The organism is Desulfosarcina sp. (genome assembly GCF_055467485.1).
In genome coordinates this window covers 43,050-63,468 of record NZ_JBUOIV010000004.1, presented here as the reverse complement: position 1 = coordinate 63,468, position 20,419 = coordinate 43,050, and the positions used below count along the sequence as shown (strand labels likewise).

13 protein-coding genes and 1 riboswitch are annotated in these 20,419 nt (G+C 53.9%); of the genes, 5 read left to right on the top strand and 8 right to left on the bottom strand.

Annotation, left to right across the window (positions count from 1 at the left end):
- Positions 1 to 28: 28 nt before the first annotated feature.
- Positions 29 to 1,585 (bottom strand): methylenetetrahydrofolate reductase C-terminal domain-containing protein, encoded by a 1,557-nt coding sequence (locus ACZCED_RS03255; RefSeq protein WP_464860204.1) that lies wholly within the window; start codon positions 1,583 to 1,585, stop codon positions 29 to 31.
- Between the two features lie 290 nt (positions 1,586 to 1,875).
- Between ACZCED_RS03255 and ACZCED_RS03250 the strand changes: the two genes are divergently transcribed.
- On the top strand, positions 1,876 to 2,286 hold the full coding sequence (locus ACZCED_RS03250; RefSeq protein WP_462972086.1) for a hypothetical protein: 411 nt from the start codon (positions 1,876 to 1,878) through the stop codon (positions 2,284 to 2,286).
- A 71-nt stretch (positions 2,287 to 2,357) separates the two neighbouring features.
- Here ACZCED_RS03250 and ACZCED_RS03245 read toward each other — a convergent pair whose 3' ends face one another.
- The 7 genes from ACZCED_RS03245 to ACZCED_RS03215 all read right to left on the bottom strand — a co-directional run bounded on the left by ACZCED_RS03245 (position 2,358) and on the right by ACZCED_RS03215 (position 13,643).
- Positions 2,358 to 3,239, bottom strand: coding sequence for an NUDIX hydrolase (locus tag ACZCED_RS03245; protein WP_462972085.1), 882 nt, complete (start codon positions 3,237 to 3,239; stop codon positions 2,358 to 2,360).
- A 39-nt stretch (positions 3,240 to 3,278) separates the two neighbouring features.
- Complete coding sequence (parC, locus tag ACZCED_RS03240) at positions 3,279 to 5,576, bottom strand: DNA topoisomerase IV subunit A (protein ID WP_464860203.1); 2,298 nt, start codon at positions 5,574 to 5,576, stop codon at positions 3,279 to 3,281.
- Positions 5,577 to 5,784: 208 nt separating this feature from the next.
- Positions 5,785 to 7,731, bottom strand: coding sequence for a DNA topoisomerase IV subunit B (gene parE, locus ACZCED_RS03235; protein WP_462969572.1), 1,947 nt, complete (start codon positions 7,729 to 7,731; stop codon positions 5,785 to 5,787).
- A gap of 280 nt (positions 7,732 to 8,011) precedes the next feature.
- Positions 8,012 to 8,623 (bottom strand): SMC-Scp complex subunit ScpB, encoded by a 612-nt coding sequence (gene scpB / locus ACZCED_RS03230; protein ID WP_462969573.1) that lies wholly within the window; start codon positions 8,621 to 8,623, stop codon positions 8,012 to 8,014.
- 5 nt (positions 8,624 to 8,628) lie between these two features.
- Complete coding sequence (locus ACZCED_RS03225) at positions 8,629 to 9,366, bottom strand: segregation and condensation protein A (RefSeq protein ID WP_464860202.1); 738 nt, start codon at positions 9,364 to 9,366, stop codon at positions 8,629 to 8,631.
- Positions 9,367 to 9,658: 292 nt separating this feature from the next.
- Entirely contained in the window at positions 9,659 to 10,651 is a 993-nt protein-coding gene (trpS, locus tag ACZCED_RS03220; RefSeq protein ID WP_462969575.1) for a tryptophan--tRNA ligase, read from the bottom strand.
- A 271-nt stretch (positions 10,652 to 10,922) separates the two neighbouring features.
- The gene (locus tag ACZCED_RS03215) at positions 10,923 to 13,643 is read right to left on the bottom strand and encodes a CBS domain-containing protein (RefSeq protein ID WP_462969576.1); all 2,721 of its coding nucleotides are present in this window, start codon (positions 13,641 to 13,643) and stop codon (positions 10,923 to 10,925) included.
- A 476-nt stretch (positions 13,644 to 14,119) separates the two neighbouring features.
- On the opposite strand from ACZCED_RS03215, the gene ACZCED_RS03210 reads away from it, so the two are divergent.
- The 4 genes from ACZCED_RS03210 (at position 14,120) to ACZCED_RS03195 (ending at position 20,404) form a co-directional block, all read left to right on the top strand.
- Positions 14,120 to 15,067, top strand: coding sequence for a radical SAM protein (locus ACZCED_RS03210; RefSeq protein ID WP_462969577.1), 948 nt, complete (start codon positions 14,120 to 14,122; stop codon positions 15,065 to 15,067).
- Between the two features lie 86 nt (positions 15,068 to 15,153).
- Entirely contained in the window at positions 15,154 to 16,359 is a 1,206-nt protein-coding gene (locus ACZCED_RS03205) for a type II secretion system F family protein (RefSeq protein WP_462969578.1), read from the top strand.
- A gap of 196 nt (positions 16,360 to 16,555) precedes the next feature.
- Positions 16,556 to 17,917: a two-component system sensor histidine kinase NtrB gene (locus ACZCED_RS03200; protein ID WP_464860201.1), complete on the top strand. Its 1,362-nt coding sequence runs from the start codon at positions 16,556 to 16,558 to the stop codon at positions 17,915 to 17,917.
- Positions 17,918 to 18,351: 434 nt separating this feature from the next.
- Positions 18,352 to 18,441, top strand: a riboswitch (cyclic di-GMP riboswitch).
- A gap of 64 nt (positions 18,442 to 18,505) precedes the next feature.
- Positions 18,506 to 20,404 carry a fibronectin type III domain-containing protein gene (locus ACZCED_RS03195; RefSeq protein WP_464860200.1) on the top strand — a complete coding sequence of 633 codons (1,899 nt, stop codon included), beginning with the start codon at positions 18,506 to 18,508 and terminating at the stop codon, positions 20,402 to 20,404.
- The last annotated feature ends 15 nt before the right edge of the window (positions 20,405 to 20,419 follow it).

The following is a 20,419-nucleotide window of genomic DNA, read 5'->3' as shown; positions in this document are numbered from 1 at the left end:
AGCGTCCTTCGTCGTTCGTTTTCAGATTTCATTCATCCGGCAACAACCGGCAGCTGGCCTGACGGCAAAAGCCCGCAATTTCACTGCCGTTGCTCTGATGGTCCCGCCGAAGGTGAAAATTGAGCCAGGATGAGGTGTTGTTCAGTTCCCACATGCGTGGGGGGACACACCCGTCACACATCTCTTTGGTTTTCCCATCAACAGCCAAACGGTAATGGGCGCGAAACCAGACGCATTTCCGGTCCGGGTTCACCTCGCACCTGCCGTTTAGACTGCCCCCGCAGGCGCCGTTGCGCGTGTGTTTGGGACATCCCGATTCGGGGCACAAGAAGCCCACATGCTGGATGGCGCAGTCGCCGCATTGAAGACACCCCAGCAGCATAAGCTTGATGGGGTGTTCGGCCAGGTGCATGAACAGTCGTCCGCCGATGCCGCGGTCCATTGCCTGGCAGAGCGTTCGATAGACGGGGGCCATTGGTGAATCGAAATTGAAAAACAGGTTGTGGAAGTGACGCATCAGCGAATAGAGCGCCCGGTCGACCACCGGCACCGGCTGGGGGCGAAGACCGAAAACCGGAGCGGTGACCGGCTCCGGGGGTGGTTCGCGAAAGGCGTAAAAGCCGTTGGGCTGGGGATAATCGAACTGGGGAATGAACGCCTGCCAGTCGTTTTTGATCTGCGCCATCCGGTCCAGGATCATGCCCACCGTGGAAAAGTCGCGATGAATACCCCCGATGTGAATACCCCGGTACCCCAGGCCCTGCAATACCGCCCCGAGGCGTGCGGCCCGCTCGATGGCAGCCATCTTTCCCTGTTTTTTGTCCTGCCACTCCGCGAGTACCGTTTGGAGAAGCGTGTCGGTGACCACCGCCCCCGGCACCCGGCCCTGATTCATGATGCGGGCAGCATTGGGGGTGAGCAAGTAAACCGAGCCCAAGGTGGGAACCCGCAAATCCATATGTCGCTGGATGCCTATCAGTTCGTGGAACTTGCGGGCATCGTAACCCAACTGAGTGATGACGAATTGGGCGCCGGCCGCCACCTTTCGGCTCATCTTGGCATACTGGGCCATGTTCTCCCCTTCGGTTTGCTTGAAAGGCGAGACGGCGCAGCCGGTGAAGAAGCCGTCGGGGTCGCCGGCGGCATTGACGCGCTTGCTGATCAGCGTGAGCATGATCTGCAGGTTCACCGAATCCAAGTCGAACACCGGTGCTCCCTGGCCGCCAAACCCCTTGCCGGAATAGTCACCGGTGAGGGCAAGGATATTTTTCATGCCGATCATGGCCAGTTGCAGGGCCCGGCTTTCCATGCCGACGCGGTTCATGTCCCGGCAGGTGAAGTGAACGATGACGTCCATGCCGATTGAAAAGATCCGGTAGCCGATGGCGTCGGGGCTCAGGGACGGGTTGCCGCCGGGGTTGTCCGTGATGGAGACCGCGGAAATGCGCCCGTCGGCAAAGGCGTCCCTGGCAATGCCCATGACCGTGTCCACCGACCGTCCGGTGGACTCCCGCCCGGGTACCAGTTCCAGGGTGACGACGAACTGCTCCGGGTCGGCAATGTCGGTTTGAAAAACGCGCAGCATAGGTAGTCAGTCCTCCTTATCCCAAGCCTCTGGCGGTTCCAGATGGCGGTCTCATATCATCCTTGCAAAAGTTGATTGCCGGACATACATTATCAATTCCTCGCGTTAAAACCAGGATGATGGCTCACGGTCAAGGACGGCCTGTTTTAAACCCGCAGGCATGCGCGTAAATGTCGAAGATTCGACGCGGTCCACCCGCACTGAAATTGAGCCGCTTAACCATGCCGAGATGATCCCGCGCAATCGCCATTGGCGATGGGACCCAAATAGCTGTGAAAGGTGGTTTGTCCGTGAACGATTTCGATAAAAACAATTGGCTGCCAACGTTTTTTTTAGTGGCCTGCGGTCTCTTTTTTTTCGGTTGTGTATGGTACCTGTGGGTTGGTGCACTGAACCCGGACTATCACTGGCAACCGTCTCCCGCGGTAACCGCTGAACCGGCGGATCGGATTCTGGAACAGCGTGGGCGCATCCTTCTGGCAAAAGATCACGGCGCACGGGTAGGTGACTCCCGCATCGTCTATCGAGGCAGCCGTAGCGGCATTCTGCATATGGACTTGTATATTCTCCAGTTGGACCCCCACTTCGGCTATCCGCATCGGATCGATGCAGACCAGGCCCGCAAGGGATTCCGGATGGGAGAGCATTTTTTCCAGGTGCTTGCTGCCAGTGACGGTAAAATCAGCCTCAAGCGCCTTTAACGCCTTCACGCTGCGTTGGGCCGGATCATCCAATGCCCCACCGACTCAATTTCTGCCCTCGATGTATTTGTCTATCCTCTGTATTTCACCGGCCGGCAGACGCCCCGACGGCGCCACAGTCGTGAAAAAGGGGCGCCTGCCGGCAGGACATCCCTTTCCAGGCGGTCGATGTCCACGTCGATCGATGCGCGGGTGTAATCCGGGTCCCAGGGCTCGATGATCAGCGCGCCGTTTTCAAGCGGCCACAACCGCGGCATGATCGGTGCCGGCCAGGAACGGCGGCGGGCTTCGGCCATCAGGGTGCCGAGATCGGCAAAGGTCAGCATCTGATGAAGGGTCACCAGGGTCGGCGGGCTCAGCGGCAGGAGGCCTCGTTCGTTTTCTGCCAGGGCTTTTCGGGGTGTGATCCAGGTGCCGTGGACCGTTTCCCGGTTGTCCGGGCGGCAGCGTTGATCCTGCCCCACGGGCGCCACAAAGAAAAAGGTGTCGAAACGTCGCGGCATCAACTCCGGCGTGATCCAGTGGTGCCAGCGCCCCAGCTTGGAGATGGACAGCCAAAGGCCGTCGTTCTGTATCCGCCGGGTGAATGGCGTGTTTCTTTTTCCTGCCGGTTCAAGGCTGCGGGGTCCTTTCGCGGGGGCGGCCAGCAGCAGCCCGGCCTCCTCCCAGGTCTCCCGGATGGCCGCCACGGCAAAGGGCAGCATGCGGTCAACAGCGCCGTCCAGCGCCGGCTCCAATTGATCCGCAGGAAGATCCGCATGGTCCTGCCAGAAGGCGCCATCCATGTCTTCGATTTCCAGGTTGCCGCCGGGAAAGACGTAGGTGCCCGGCATGAATTTGCTGGCGGCGTTGCGGCGCAACAGGTAGACTTCGACTCCCGCATCGTGCTGGCGGGCGAGGATGAGGGTGGCCGACGGAGACGGCGTCGCGGGATGGCTGGGTTTGACGGTCATTGGCGTGAAGCGGCCCTTTCCGCGGATTCCTCTTGGGGTTTATTCCTCATGCGTGGTCGTCAGCTCCAGCGGTGCCTGATCGGGGGCGTCGCTTTCCAGGCGGTCGACATTCTGGAATCCCCGGGGCAGTTTTTTTCCACGGCGGCCGCGCTCACCCACGTATTGGGTGAGATTGCCGTAGGTCAACTTGAAAAACCGTTTGCCGGCGAAAATGGTCAGGGTGCCTGCTTCGGGTACAATGATGATATGGATCAGCAGTTCCGTGCGCTCCCTGGCCCGCTTGGGCGGGATCTGGATAATCTTGTTGCCTTTGCCCTTGGCGATGGCTGGCAACTTATTGAGGGGAAAGACCAGCATGCGTCCCTCGCTGGTGACCGCGGCCAGCAGATGTGAAGAGGTGTTTCCCAGCGCGATGGGTCTCAGCGGCAGGGCGCCTTTGGGCAGCGAGAGCAATGCCTTGCCTTTGGTGTTGCGCGTCAGCAGGTCGTCGAAACGAGTGATGAATCCGTACCCGGCATCGCTGGCCATCAACAACGGTTGATCTGCCGGCGACATGATCACGTCGATGAAGGTCGCCCCGGGCGGCAGGACAAAGCGGCCGGTGAGCGGCTCGCCATACCCCCTGGCCGACGGCAACGTATGCGCCGACAGGCTGTAGGTCCTGCCGGTGGAATCCAGAAAAACAACCGGTTGATTGCTTTTACCCCGGGCGGCGGCCAGGTAGCGGTCACCCGGCCGGTAGATGGCTTCGCCGGGCTCGATGTCATGGCCCTTGGCGGCCCGCACCCATCCGTTGGCCGAAAGAATTACGGTCACCGGCTCGACCGGGGCAAGCTGCTCTTCGGAGATGGCCTGGGCCTCCTCGCGCTGGACGATGGCGGTGCGCCGGTCGTCGCCGTGGGTTTTGGCATCCGCCCGCAGCTCCTTTTTGATTAGCGTCTTCAGGCGTGCCGACGATCCCAGGATTGCCTCCAGCGTCTGACGTTCGCTGTCCAGTTCCTCCTGTTCGGCTCGTATTTTCATCTCTTCCAGCTTGGCCAGGTGGCGCAGGCGCAGTTGGAGGATCGCCTCGGCCTGCGCATCGGAGATGTCGAAGCGCGCCATCAGCACCGGCTTGGGTTCATCCTCCTTGCGGATGATGCGGATGACTTCGTCGATGTTCAGGTAGGCCACCAGAAGGCCTTCCAGGATGTGCAGGCGCTCTTTGACCTTTTCCAGCCGGAATGCCAAACGATCCTTGACAGTTTGGGTGCGAAAGGTAATCCATTCGGTGAGTAGTTCGGTGAGGCCTTTCACACCGGGTTTGCGGTCAAGGCCGATGATGTTCATGTTGATCCGAAAGGTTTTTTCCATTTCGGTGGTGGCGAACAGGTGCGCCAGCAGGGCGTCTTTGTCCACCCGGTTGGAGCGGGGCACGATCACCAGGCGGATGGGGTCTTCGTGGTCCGATTCATCTCTGAGGTCCGCCACCATGGGCAGCTTTTTTTTATTCATCTGGGCGGCGATCTGTTCCAGCACCTTGGCTGGCGACACCTGGTGGGGCAGGGCGTTAATGACGATGTCGCCGTTTTCCAGCTCGAAGGTGGCCCGCATGCGGATGACCCCCTTGCCGGCTTGATAGATGCCGACGATTTCCGATTTGGGTGTGATGATTTCGGCGCCGGAAGGGTAATCCGGTCCGTGGATGTGGTTGCACAGCGCTTCGACACCGGCGTCCGGGTTATCGATCAAATGAATGCAGGCATCGACGACCTCTCTGATATTGTGGGGCGGGATGTCCGTGGCCATGCCCACGGCGATGCCGGTGGTGCCGTTGAGCAGGATGTTGGGCAGACGGGCAGGCAGCACCCGCGGTTCTTTCAGCGTGCCGTCGAAATTGGGCACCCACTGTACCGTTCCCATGCCGATTTCCGACAGCAGCACCTCGGCATAGGCCGAAAGCCGGGCTTCGGTATAGCGCATGGCGGCAAAGGATTTGGGATCGTCAGGAGCGCCCCAGTTGCCCTGGCCGTCAATCATCGGATAACGGTAGGAGAAGGGCTGGGCCATGAGCACCATGGCCTCGTAGCAGGCCGTGTCCCCGTGGGGGTGGAACTTGCCGAGAACATCGCCCACGGTGCGGGCGGACTTCTTGTGCTTGGACGACGCTTTGAGACCCAGTTCGCTCATGGCATAGACGATGCGCCGTTGAACCGGCTTGAGCCCGTCGCCGATGTGGGGCAGGGCGCGGTCCATGATCACGTACATGGCATAGTCGAGATAGGCCTGCCGGGAGAACTGCTGCAGGGGCATGCGTTCGGTACCCTCGATGCGGATGGGGGTAGCGGTGGTTGTCATATAATTATTACTTTCATTGGGTTTTATTTCGTTTGGGTCATCGTTGCTTTAGGAATCGGCGATAGGCGATGAGCCATGGGCTGTCGGAAGGTTTTTAAGCACCAATCTATACGCAACATCGCGTTTGTTCCTTTCGCCCCTTTCTATTTTGATCGCTTGTGCATCCACCCTGCTCTGAAGGCTTTCAATCTTCAGCCTATCCACCTTATCAATCCACTTCCGCCAGGTCGCCGCTGTCCTCGATCCACTGGCGGCGGTCGGCGGCGCGTTTTTTGGCCAGCAGCATGTCGAGTGTCGAAAAGGCCGCCTCCTTCTCGTCCGCGGTCAGTTGGACCAGCCGGCGGGTATCCGGGGCCATCGTGGTTTCGCGCAGCTGCAGCGGATTCATCTCACCCAACCCCTTGAACCGCTGGACGTTGATTTTGCCGTTGGGCCTTTTGGTCTCCATGCGGCGGATAATGGCTGTTTTTTCGGCCTCATCCAGGGCGTAGTGCACCTCCTTGGCCATGTCGATGCGATACAGCGGGGGCATGGCCACGAAGATATGGCCGGCTTTGACCAACGGCGTGAAGTGCTGCAGGAACAGGGCGCATAGCAGGGTGGCGATGTGAAGCCCGTCGGAGTCCGCATCGGCAAGGATACAGATCTTTCCGTAGCGCAGCCCGTTGATATTCTGCGACCCCGGGTCCACCCCAATGGCCACGGCAATGTCGTGAACCTCTTTGGATCCCAGTATCTGGGTCGACTCCACTTCCCAGGTGTTGAGGATCTTGCCCCGCAGGGGCATGACCGCCTGGTTCTGCCGGTCCCTGGCCTGTTTGGCCGATCCGCCCGCCGAGTCGCCTTCCACCAGGAACAGCTCGCTCTCTGCCGGGTCCTGGCTGACGCAGTCGGCCAGTTTGCCGGGCAGGGCCGGGCCGGCGGTGATTTTCTTGCGCTCGATCTTCTTGCCCGCCTTGAGTCGGTTTCGGGCGCTCTCGATGGCCATCTCCGCCAGGCGTTCACCGGCCTCGGTGTGGTGGTTGAGCCACAGGCTGAAAGCGTCTTTGACCACTCCGTTGACAAAGGACGCGCACTGGCGCGAGGAGAGGCGCTCCTTGGTCTGACCGGAAAACTGGGGGTCGGTCATCTTTGCCGAAAGCACATAGGCGCAGCGCTCCCAGATGTCGTCCGGGGCCAGCTTGATACCCCTGGGGACCAGTTTGCGAAAGTCGCAGAATTCGCGGATGGCGGCCAGCAGCCCGGAGCGGAAGCCGTTGACATGCGTGCCGCCCTGAGGAGTGGGGATCAGGTTGACATAGCTTTCGGTGATGGCCTCGCCGCCTTCGGGCTGCCACACCACCGCCCAGGAAACGGCTTCACCGTCGCCATCCAGTTTGCCCTCGAAAGGTTCGTCGGGAATGAGTTCGCAGCCCTGCAGCCCGTCGGCAAGGTAGGCTTTGAGTCCATCCGCATAGTGCCACTGCTCCTTTTCACCCGTGTTTTCGTCCGTGAAGGTCACCGTGAGGCCCGGGCAGAGAACGGCCTTGGCCCTCAGGTTGTGGCGCAGGCGGCGCGTGGAAAACCGCACCGTGTCGAAAAAGGCCGGGTTGGGCCAGAAGCGGATGAAAGTGCCGGTGTTGCGCTGGCCCACGCTTCCGGTGACTTGGAGGTCTTGCTGTTTGTGGCCGTCGGCAAACCAGATGAAATGCTTCTGGCCGTCGCGTTTGATCTCCACTTCCAGGCGCGATGAGAGGGCATTGACCACCGACACGCCCACGCCGTGCAGCCCGCCGGAAAACTGGTAGTCCTTGTTGGAAAACTTGGCCCCGGCGTGCAGCTTGAGCAGGATCACCTCCACGCCGGTGATGCCCTCTTTTGGGTGGATGTCCGTGGGCATGCCGCGGCCGTCGTCGGCCGCACTCAAGGATCCGTCTGCATGCAGGATCACGTCGATTCGGCTGGCAAAACCGGCTATGGCCTCGTCTACGCTGTTGTCGATGACCTCCTGGGCCAGGTGATTGGGCCGCTGGGTGTCAGTGTACATGCCCGGGCGCCGCCGGACCGGATCGAGTCCTTTGAGCACCTCCAGCGAGGCGGCGTTGTAGTCGCGTTTGGTTGTATTGTCGGTATTGAAGAGATGGTCGGATTTGATGGTGAAACCTCCGGTTGACAATGCTTCAGACTACCTAATTCTTATTTTAATCGTGTTCGCCGGTTGATGGTACACAAGGCTCGAATGAAAGCCTCCTGTCAGCCACTACCCGGCGAACTATCAGCGGGATTGGGATCATAAAATTTAAACGCCTACTTTATGGGGTATACCATAAAAAAAAGCAATACTGTATGTGGTGGTATCGTTTTAGAAAAGATCGTCGCTCATCCGGGATCCAATCATCGGGGCAAACCGCTTGGATTATCGATATCATTGGCAATGGAGACGCTGCCGGTCGCGTTCAAGGGGCGTCGTCTTCTTGAGCGTCTATCGTTTTGGTTTCGCCTTCGGTTTCGAACCCATCGATTTCCGGTTCATCCTCAATTCGTGAGCGGCTCAGTTCTTCGATCTCCTTTGGGGTGGGCAGATCTTTGAGGTCTTTTAATTCAAACACTTCGAGAAAATGTTTGGTGGTGGCGTAGATCAGCGGGCGCCCGGGTATTTCCTTGCGCCCCAGCACGCGGATCAGTTTGCGTTCCATGAGCATGCGGATGACACCGCCGCTGTCGACCCCGCGGATGTGCTCGACATCGCTGCGGATGATGGGTTGGTTGTAGGCGATGATCGCCAGGGTTTCCAGGGCTGCCCGGCTCAGGCGTGGGGCATTGGGCTTGATCAGCCGCTTGATCCATGCGTTGTAGCGGCCCTGGGTTCTGAACTGGTAGCCACCGGCCACCTGCTTCAGAACGAATCCACCGTCCCGCTGCTCGTACTCTGCCATCAGTTCGTCAATAGCGGAACGGATCACATGGGTGTCTTCGCCTTCAATAATGCCCTTGAGGTGGTCCATCGTCAGCGGTGTTTCCGAGACGAATAGCAGGCTTTCGATGATGTATTTGAGGTCTTCAGCCATAACACCTACTGATAAAATATCCGAATGATGCCCGTGGGCACATGCTGGGCGATGCGGATCAGGCTGAGCTTGGCCATTTCCAGGATGGCCAGGAACGTGACGATGATGTCGGACCGCTGGTGATCCTCGGAAAAAAGCTCGTCAAAGGTCATGGACTCCTTGACTTCCAGCATTTCGGTCAACTGGGTGATGCGTTCCTGGACCGAGATGCGGTCCCTTGTTAAATCGACACGATGGCCCGGCGACACCTTGTCCAGAATGGTCTGGAATGCATCGATCAGTTCGAACAGGCCGATACGGATCACCTGATCATCTTCCATGCCATCCAGGATGTCGGCGTCCGGTTTTCGGGTGAAGGTTTTTTCCCCCAGCAGATTGCGCTCCGCCAACTGCTCGGCCGCCGATTTGATCCGAAGATACTCCAGCAGTGGCCGGGTGATCTCCAACCGGGGATCCTCTTCCTCTTCATCGCCCGCTTGTGGCGGCAGCAGCATCCTGGACTTGATATGGGTCAGCGTGGATGCCATCAGGACAAAATCGCCGGCAAAGTCGATGTTCATTTGCTGCATCCATTCCAGATATTCCAGGTATTGTTGGGTAATCTGTGAGATGGGAATGTCGTAAATGTCGACTTCGGCTTTCTTGATCAGATGGACCAGCAGGTCCATGGGACCTTCGAAAACGTTCTGGAGCCTGACCCGGTAAAGGTCGTCTTCCGCATCGTCGGGGTCGGCATCCGTCAAGTTGTCCTGTATTATCGGCATTGGCAGATAAAGTTTTTTTTATATTCTCGTTCTGTTAACGTTCCATTCATCGGTGGATGCTCCATATATTGATGCAAGGCACCAAAAGCTTTCAAAAAGGATGCGATTAGGTCAAGCTGATATTCAGTGTCCGATCAGAAATGGTAGATTGGGGTTCAGATCAAGGACGCAGGGTGATTAAACCCGCAGGCGTAGCAGCTCTGCGTCGAGGATTCTAGTCACCCGAGAACACAGATATGAGCCCCAAGATGCCGTTTCTGATCGGAGACGTTTAATCTTTGATCCGTATGGCCGCCCTCACCTGAGCCATGGTTTCCCTGGCCTCCGCGCGCGCCTTTTCGCTGCCGAAGGCGATGATCTCTTTGACCCGATCGGGCTTGGCTTTAAAATGCGCCCGCCGTTCGTGGAGGGGTTCCATGGCCTCGATCAGATTTTTAGCCATGATTTGTTTACACTCGACGCATCCGATCTCTGCATTTCGGCACTGGGGGTCGATGGTCTCCACGGTATCCTGGCCCGAATAGATTTTGTGAAATTCGAAAACATTGCAAACGTCCGGGTTGCCCGGATCGGATCGGCGCATGCGCTGGGGATCCGTAATCATCTGGGACACCTTTTTGGCGATTTCATCCGGCGTGTCGGACAGGTAGATGGCATTGTTGTAGGACTTGCTCATCTTGCGCCGGTCCAGGCCTAAAATCTTGGATGTTTGGGTCAGGATCGCCTCTGGTTCGGGAAACACCTCGCCGTACAGGAAATTAAAGCGTCGGGCGATTTCGCGGGTTATTTCCACATGAGGCACCTGGTCGATGCCCACCGGTACGCCGTTGGCTTTGTACATGATGATATCCGCCGCCTGGAGCACCGGATAGCCTAAAAAACCGAAAGTGGAAAGGTCCTTGTTTTCGATCTGGACGATCTGGTCTTTGTAGGTGGGGTTTCTTTCCAGCCATGGCACCGGCGTGATCATGGAGAGAAACAGGAACAGTTCGGCATGTTCCGGAACCAGCGATTGAACGAATAGGGTGCTTTTTTCCGGATCGAGACCGGCGCTAAGCCAATCGATCATCATTTCACCAACATAACCGGTGATGGCGCCGGGGTTTTCGTAGTCGCTGGTCAGGGCATGCCAGTCGGCAATAAAGAAAAAACAGTCGTACTCATCCTGCATGCCGACCCAGTTGTTAAGGGCGCCGTGCAGGTTGCCCAGGTGGAGCGGGCCGGTGGGCCGCATACCGCTTAAAATCCGTTTCTTGGAACTCATGAAGGCATCTCCTGATCGATGGTTTGGCTGCCGCCGGTTTGCCGGCCGCTTGCGACCGTCGTTTTATTGTTCAAACCCGCTATACTAAACGGAAGGTTGCATGCAATCAAGAAAAAAAAAGAGGTGACAGGCAGATGAAAACGGGTACGCCAGCTGTCAGCCAAAGCGGTTTGCATGTATATCGACGGCGCGAAGGGGACTGCCGGAAAAGCCATGGGACGGTCATGGCTATGCGGATTGCATATGCATGGACCTCCTGCGCACTGGCCGTTTAATCCATGTCCGGCGTCTTTTTGATCTGTAAGGCCTTCAGCGGTTGACCTGTCAACCTCGACATCCTGCTCCGGACGAAGTCAAGTTCATCCTCACGAGTTTTGACCAATCCGTTGAGTTTGGCTTCCAGGACGGCCTGAAGTATATTGCTGAATACAGGGCCAGATGCGAGTCCCATGTCCAAAAGATCCTTGCCGGAGACGGTAATGCTCACGTTGCGCAAGCGGGTATGGTAGAGCGATATTCTTTTTTTGGCCGTTTCTGAGCCGGTGCAAACCATCATGTAGAGGATCTCTTCCGTTTTGAAGGCTTTGAGTAGGTTAAAGACCTCCGCGTTTTTAAGGCGTTTATGCCATTCCAGTCGGGAGAGTTGTTGCTCCGCATAGAGGCGGTTTTCACCGAACATTGTTGCATAGCGCGGAGCGATGGTCAGGTGCTTGCAGATTTCATGCGTAGTATGCAGATCGCAGTGTCGGATCAACGCCATGAAAAAAACGGCCCACCGTTCATAGGGTTCATCAATGAAGAGCAGGTCGTGCCAGTCAGTCACTTTCTTGGTGGTGTCGAGCAGATACTTCAAATCGCTTTCAATCTTTATCCCCGGATGAATCACCTCTATCAGATCGTAGTCCATCAGCCTTAAAAGCGTCGGCGCAGGGTTCTCTTCCTTAAGGATCAGCTTGAGCTCCGTGTATACCCGCTTGCCGGCAAGCCGCTTGAAAAAATCCATTTTTACGGCGTTGTCGATAAGGCTCGATGTTAGTTTGCCGATTGTAAAACCAAATCGCTGCTCGAAACGTAGAGCCCTGAATACCCGTGTTGGGTCTTCAACAAAGCTCAGGTTGTGCAGCACCCGCAAAGTTTTGTCCTTGATATCCTTTTGGGCGGAGAAGAAATCGATGAGCCTGCCGAATTTTTCAGGATTAAGCTGAATGGCCAGCGTATTTATGGTGAAATCCCTGCGGAACATGTCCATCTTGATGGAACTCATTTCAACTACCGGCAGCGATGCCGGGAATTGGTAATATTCCATGCGCGCCGAGGCGATATCGATTTTAAAACCGTCGGGGAAAATAATGACGGCGGTTCCAAATTTCTGATGCGTGTGGGTTCTTGCCCCGAATTCCTGGGCGAATCTCTTGGCAAAATCGATTCCGTTTCCTTCGATGACCACATCGATATCTTCATTTTTCCTGTACAAGAACAGATCTCGGACAAAACCGCCTACTACGTATGCGTTTAAATTCAACCCACTGGCGGTCTCACCCAACTGGACAAGGGTTTTCATCATGTGTTTGGAAAGGCGTTCCCGCAAAAAATTGTTCACCATGCGTGAGCGTTTGTTGCTGGACTTGTCGTCCAATGGGGAAAAGTCCTGGTTTGCCGGCCGATTCTGCTGGACCAGTGTGTTGAGCAGATCGGTGCGGGTGATGACCCCTACAACCTGGCCATGCTCCACGACCGGCAGGATTCGCTGTTTATTTCCGATGATCTTGTCCTGGATTTCTAGGACATCTGCATCCGGATGCACGTGAGATATCTCGGTGCTCATGTATTCGCGGATCGGAATCGTCTCGAGGTGATGAAACAATGCTTTTTCGACGACTTGCCGGGTGATGTAGCCGGTAAAACCCATGGCGCTCGGACGGCTATCGGCAACCAGCAGGGCGTTGATGTTATAACGGGTCAGCAATGCCTTGGCTTCCTTGCAGGTGGTGCCCTCGCTTGCCATGATGGCCGGTGAGGACATCAGATTCCGGGCCAGGCGTCTTGGGTTGATCTTCGCGTACAGGGCTTCAAAGAGCAGTTGCTCGGTCTGAGCGATGGTTTTCCCCTTGACGGTTGCCGCGGCGGCTGAGGGGTGCCCCCCCCCTCCGATGTGGTCCAAAATATCGCCGACATCGACATCTTCGGTTCGGCTTCTTGCCACGACATAGACTTTGTTTTCCATCTGCCCCAGTGCAAAAATGGCGTCGATGTTCTCCATTTTGGCCATTTTTTGAACGAGGAACGAAAAATCGGGGAAATAGTCGTCGGTTGTCACACTGGTCAATACGAGATCTACTCCTTTGATTACATAGCGCCTGGATGCTTGAATCATATCGTTTAGCAGCCCAATTTGTTCCGGATTGAACTCCCGTGTGATCATGCTGGAAATAACGTTGAGGTTGGCACCCCTTGAAAGCAGATATCCGGCTGCATTGAAGTCTTTTTCAGTCGTCGAAGGAAAAGAAAACGATCCGGTGTCTTCATAGATTCCCAAGCACATGATGGTCGCTTCTTCCGGTGTGATGGGGATGTTGTTTTTCCGGAGGATGTCCGACAGGATCGTTACCGTGGCACCGGTCAACATGTGGTATTCCTTGTCCGCGGGAATGTCATCGTCGTGTTTGGGATGGTGGTCATAAATAATAATTTCCAGTCCTGGATTGTCCAGGACCCGGCGCAAATCGCCAATCCGGTTCTTTCGCCGGGTGTCAACTAAAACCAGTCTGGAGACTGCTGAGAAGTCGATTTTTCCCAGTTCGGCAATGTTGAACAGATAGACCATGGATTGAATGAAGAAATTCCTCAGGTTTTTTTCCTGGGACCCGGGAAATACCACCAACGCGTCTGGGTAGAGTTTTTGGGCGGCAAGCATTGAGGCCATGGCATCGAAATCCGCATTTACATGGCTGGTGATGATGGTCAATGATTGCTTTTCGTTTTCACCGGTCATGGCTTCTCTGGTCTCTGCCTCCCGTAGGGAGGAACGATTCAGTTGTTGGCAATTGTGGGTCGATGCTTTTGCAGTTTGCATCGTGCGCGCGTTTTGATATGAGCAACAGCGACAACATGAATGCTAAGAGCGGTGGTGTTTGGCATAATGACGTTACATGCGGTCCAGTATGCGCAATCATCATAGCGTAACACCTTTGTTTTGCCAGATCATCACTCGTTTTTACTTTTACTCATGGCCTTTATCAAGACTTGGTTCCGTTTTTTAGATATAAAATCTAAGGCGGTGTCCACAAAACGGAAAAGAAAACGGGCGAATATTACGCTGTTGGTTCCGTTTTTGCAAGCCATCGAGTACGATGCACCGGTTGCCAGGCCCGGACGGTAGTGGTACCAATACCCCGATATTAATAAAGTTATTGTTGTTTCAACTAGTTTGTGGTAGCAAGATTTAAAACAATTTTACTGACATAGACCATGACTGCCGATTACACTTTTAAATACATGACTCTGTTCGGACCTGTTCCATCAAGGCGCTTGGGCACCTCTCTCGGTGTGGATCTCGTTCAACACAAAACGTGCAGTTTGGACTGCATATATTGTGAATGCGGCGCAACAACCCACCTGACTTTGAAAAGGGAAGAATACGTTCCGGTGGACAGGGTGAAAGAGGAATTGGCCGCTTATCTGTCTCGAAATGAGAAAATTGACCATATCACCTTTTCCGGATCTGGAGAACCCACCTTGAACGAGGGAATAGGCGATGTGATTCAATTTCTCAAATCCAATTATCCTCAATACAAAGTCGCCGTGCTCACCAACAGTACGCTCTTCGACCAGCCGGCGGTCAGGAGCCAGGTCAAGGATGCGGATGTGGTCATGGCATCCTTAGATGCTGCTATCACGGACTCGTTCAAACAGATTAACCGCCCCCATCCAGAACTTGATCTGACTTCGATCATCGATGGCATTATTGCATTCAGAAACATGTTTCCGGGGCGATTGCTGATCGAATACTTTGTCGTCAAGGGCCTGAACGATTCTCTGGAAGCGTTAAAACCCATGAAATCCATTTTAGAACGGATCGATGCCGATGGTCTTTTATTGAACACCCTTGACCGGCCGGCTACGGAAGACTGGGTTGTCCCGGTCGGACCCAAACAGCTGAAAAGTATTTCAGATTTTCTGAAAGGTGCCGAAATTGTCAATTATCGACCCAGGCCGCCTGCAGGGACGATGCAACATATTGATTTGGTGAAGCGCTTGGTTTCAACGGTTCGCAGACGACCATATACGGTTCAGGACATGTCGCAGATCGTGGGCATAGATGCTGAGACGCTGCAACCGGTTCTGGATCGATTGGTCGCGTCCAAACAATTGATCATTAAGCCAATGGATCGAGGCCTTTTTTATATGGCTTATTAAAAATTTTCTATTAATTTAAAAATAAATAGTAATATTTAAATTATTAGACAGCGACGGCGGCTCATTATAGGATACAGGGGGATGTTATGCCGATCTATCTGTGGGAAGGAAAAAACAGGAACAATATCGTTCAGAAAGGTGAGATGGAAGCATCCAGTGAGGATCTGGTTCGATCCAATCTTAACAGACTTCGGATCACCCCGACCAAAATCAAGAAGAAACCCAAGGATCTTTTCGAAAATGTTGCTTTTCTTCAGCCCAAAGTCACCCAAAGAGACGTCATCCTGTTCTGTCGTCAGTTTTCGACGATGATCGATGCCGGACTTCCCATCATTCAGTGCATGGACATCCTGCATGCGCAACAGGAAAATGCTACATTCAAGAAGATGCTGAAAAATATCAAGGAACATGTTGAAAGCGGTTCAACCTTGGCGGATTCCTTGAAAAAGTATCCCAATCAGTTCGATGACCTGTTCGTAAATATGGTTTCTGCCGGCGAAGCCGGCGGTATACTCGATACCATCTTAAGGCGTTTGTCCGCCTACATGGAGAAGGCGGCCAAACTGAAGAGTCAGGTCAAAGGTGCGATGACTTACCCTATCGTGACAATGATTATCGCTGTTGCTGTCGTTGCGGTCATCCTGGTTTTTGTGATTCCCGTATTCCAGGAAATGTTTGCCGATATGGGCGGGGCACTTCCTCCTATCACGCAGGTCGTCGTTGGCATGAGTGAATTTGTGAAATCGAAGATCCACTGGATTGTGATTGGCGTCATCATTTTTATCTTCGCATTCAAAAAATATTATAAGACCGAAAAAGGCCGAAAACTGGTTGATGCAACGATGCTTAAACTGCCGGTTTTCGGCCTGCTGATTCGCAAGGTGGCTGTCGCCAAGTTCACCCGCACAATGGGAACCATGTTGTCCAGTGGGGTGGCGATTCTGGAAGCCTTGGACATCGTCGCCAAAACATCGGGTAATAAAACCGTCGAGCAGGCAATCTATACGGTTCGAAGCGGAATCGCCGAAGGCCGTACCATGGCGGACCCACTGGCTGAAAGCGGAGTCTTCCCCGCCATGGTATGCCAGATGATCTCCGTTGGCGAATCCACCGGTGCCCTCGATGCAATGCTTCAGAAGATTGCGGATTTTTACGAGGAAGAGGTTGACCAGGCGGTAGAAAATCTGACGTCGCTGATTGAACCGTTTATGCTTGTTTTTTTGGGTGTCGTCATCGGTACGCTCGTTGTTGCCATGTATATGCCTATTTTCAAAATGGCTGGTGCCCTCTAACCCTCAGGTTTATCACAACGGTTTTAAAACAGGACGCGGCTCATCATCGGTAGACGATACCAACGGGCGTGCATTCTCCTAAGCGCAGGCAAGTCTCCAGAGCGCTGATAAAGGCTCTCGGATGCACCCACACCCATGATCATGGACGCGCATGGGGCGATGTTGTTGATAATGAGTATCAAGAGTGCTCCGGTGCTTGTCAACCAACGCGTTAATCTTGATATCCTGCTATGCGGTATTGACTGAATCCTTGCCAAATTACCAACTTGACAGAGAGACATTCAACCGAAAACTCAATTGGTTGATGTCAATACGGTTCCTTTTCGCCTTATTGTTGTTGGGGTCAACCCTTGCCTATCAGGTCGGCAACCAGTTGGGTCTTCAGGACACACCCATTGCCATCCTATACGGTCTGGCAGGAGCGATCGTGTTTATGTCAGCCGTATACGTGGCTCTGGTACCTCTCGTCAAGCGATACCAGTTCATTGTCATTTACGGTCAGATAACTATCGATACATTGTGCATTACCCTGATCATTTTTGTGACAGGCGGTTATTCAAGTGTGTTTTCATTTTTATACCTCGTGGTGGTAATCTATTCCAGCGTGTTTGTTTTTAAGCGAGGCAGTCTTTGGGTGGCAGTATTATGCAGTTCCCAGTTTGCCGCGCTCCTGGTTCTCGAATTAAATGGAACAATCGCTCCTATCGACTATGGCGGCAGCATGATTGGCTCTTCGATTACAGGGATTCAGGTTCTACAAAAATGCGTCATTATGGCGGCTGCATGCTTTTCAGTTGCATTTCTAAGTGGCTATCTTTCCGATCAGGAGCGTCAGTCCAAGGCTGAACTGGTGGCGATGGAAGCCCATCTTGGCAGGGTTCAAAACCTGGCGCAGATCGGTGAAATGGCTGCCGGACTGGCACATGAGATCAAAAACCCGCTTGCTTCATTATCGGGAGCCATACAGATCCTTAAGGGTGAGATGGAAAACAACAAGGACAATATGCGGTTGGTGCACATTGTTCTTAGAGAAACTGACCGGTTAAGCAGCCTGGTTAACAATTTCCTTACTTTTGCCAGGCCCTCTGCCGGCCAGGCTCAATGTGTGAATCTGGCAGATGCCATGACTGAAATGGTAACCCTTTTTGAAAAAGACGGGTCGATCGATCAGCGGGTTAAAGTAGATTTAGACATTATCACAGATGTATATATTGAGATTGATCCGCTGCAGCTCCGTCAGGTAGTCTGGAACCTGCTGTTGAATAGTGCCGAATCGATTGAAAATGAAGGCACAATTAAGATATCTGTTCAGAAGCACAGGAGCGAACGGATCATGGTTTCGATCGCCGATGACGGATGCGGAATGGATGAACAAACCGTAAAAGCCATTTTCAACCCCTTTTTCACGACAAAACCCAACGGTACCGGGCTGGGCCTTTCCATCGTATATCGAATTCTTGAAACTTATGACTGCCGAATGGACGTGCAAAGCAAGCCTGGCAAGGGCAGTATTTTTACCTTATATTTCAAACCGGTCGACCCTCCATATGCCTGCTGATTGATCAACCAGCGTTAAACTCCCCCACGGCGAACCGCGCGAATTCGGTTAAACGCCATATCAACTTTTGGACCCATCTCACGGGTAGAACTTCGCTTTCCTTAACCACTCCTGGCTCAGTCTGCTGCATAAGGAAAGGACGGCGCGTTCACTTGATTAGTTTAAAAAAAAAGTGATTTATATTCGCATTAGACATCCGTGTACAAAAATGCATCGCTGCCGTCCAAGATATGTGCATTAATTAAAACACCTGGTTCGGATTTGATCTTTAAAAAGAAAAAATCGGTGACTGTGAAAGCAACCGGTGCTTTAAATACATTAAATTTCAGCAATATACCGCCTGAATAAAAAATGTATAATGTTGAGCGGGCATGCATCCATATATGGTACGGTTTGTGCTGAAAGAATTGTCAACGTTTTTTGAAAATCTATCAGCTCGATAAAGGCAAAACATCCGAAAGGGTGTGACGCAAAGCCAACGGCCTAACACCAGACAGTCTGGAAATGGCGGCAGGGCTGCCGAGCGAACACAGCATCTCTCAAATTCGCTGTTGGTCGCACGGCACATAACAATTTGGGAGATGCAATATGAAACAATCCACTCGATTCTACCTGAAGTCTTTTTTTGCTTCCATCGTCATCCTTGCAGGCATCGTGACATATGCTCACAGTGCGAATGTCACGTTACGGTGGGATGCCAACGTCCCTGCTCCGGAGGGATACCGGGTTTTCGCCCGGGAAGGCACCCAGAGTTACAACTACGATAATCCCATCTGGGAGAATAGCCTTACTACTTGCACGCTGACCGGGCTCAATGAAGGTGTTACCTATCATTTCGTCGTACGCGCCTTCGACGGTGCACTGGAAAGCGCCGACTCCGAAGAAGTTGACTGCACCCCCGCCGTCGTTGTGCCCAACCAGGCGCCCACGGCTGTTGCCGGACAGAGCCAAGTCGTTTATGAAGGCGCTTCAGTGGTCCTCGATGGATCGGGTTCAAGTGATGCTGACGGTACGATTGTCGGCTATCAATGGACACAGATTGGCGGAACTGGAATATCCCTTAATAGTGCCTCCACCAGCCAGGCATCCTTCACTGCTCCTGTGGTCGGTCTCGATGGCGAGACGTTAACCTTCCGCCTGACCGTAACCGATGACGATGGGAGCAGCTCGGCGTCGAGCATGACCGTCAGCGTGCTCAAGTCTTCGAGCACCGATGTCGACGGTGACCTAGTTCCTGATGTTCTGGACGCGTTTCCAAACGACCCTGCTGAATGGGCGGACAACGATGGTGACGGTATGGGCGACAATCAGGATCCGGACGATGATAACGATGGAATGACCGATGTCTGGGAGGTTACCTATGGGTTGGATCCGTTTGTGAATGATGCCGAGCTGGATGCGGATAATGATGGATTGACCAATTTGGCCGAGTTCCATGCAGACACCAATCCAACCAGCGATCCTGCCAATATTGCACCGGATGCACCGGTTATCGAAAGCGCCGTTCAAGTCGACCGCGTCGACCTCACCCCGGTGCTTGTCTCAGGGATCTATTTTGACCCTGACCACGATGACCACTTTCAATCTCAATGGCAGATCAGTACCGAATCGAATTTCTCGACACTCGTTTTGGATGAAACCAGCAAGGTCCAGCTTACCACCTACACGGTCGGTGAAATGGTGCTTGATGTGGATACCACTTACTACTGGCGGGTAAAGTTCATCGATGCCCGCAATGGTGCATCGGATTGGTCACAGCCGTCCACCTTTACGACAATTGTTGCCGAGAGCGCAGGTGACCCGAACTATAACGGTGTCCCTGACGCACAGGAGGTCGATGATTCGGTGGATGTCAACGAAAACGGAATAGCGGATTCCCTCGAAGACAATATTATGAGTATCAACACGATCGAGGGGCAGACCATCGTCGGTGTTGAAACCTTTACCGATAATGTGACGCTGGTTTCGATCAAATCACTGGCCACAGACATGATTCCGGATAAATCGGTAAAAATGGGATTCGGCCTGATTGGTTTCAAGCTCTACCTGAACAATGGGGTTAAAACCGCAGCGGTAAGAATTCATTTTTCAACCCGGGTCCCCAAAGACGCGAAGCTGTATAAATACGTCTCCGATACCGGTTGGGAAGTATATGGGAACGCCGTCTTTGCATCAAACCGAAAAAGCGTCACATTGATCCTGGAAGATGGGGGGATGGGCGATGAAGACGGTGTTGAAAATGGCGTGATCGTTGATCCCTCAGGGGTCGCGTATGTGGATTCCACGACCGCTGATAGTGCGAGTCTGTCAACGGGTGAGGCATCTACCGGCGGCAGCAGCGGCGGCCAGTGTTTTATTTCTGCCGGCGTACACGACGCGGGCTGGGTTGATTCTAATTTCCCAGGTGCTGCCATGGTGATGGTTATGACGTTATTGATAGCAGGAATTACTTGTACCGCAGTATTTCAAATCAGTAAAAGTGAATAAAAGGGAAGACGCGCT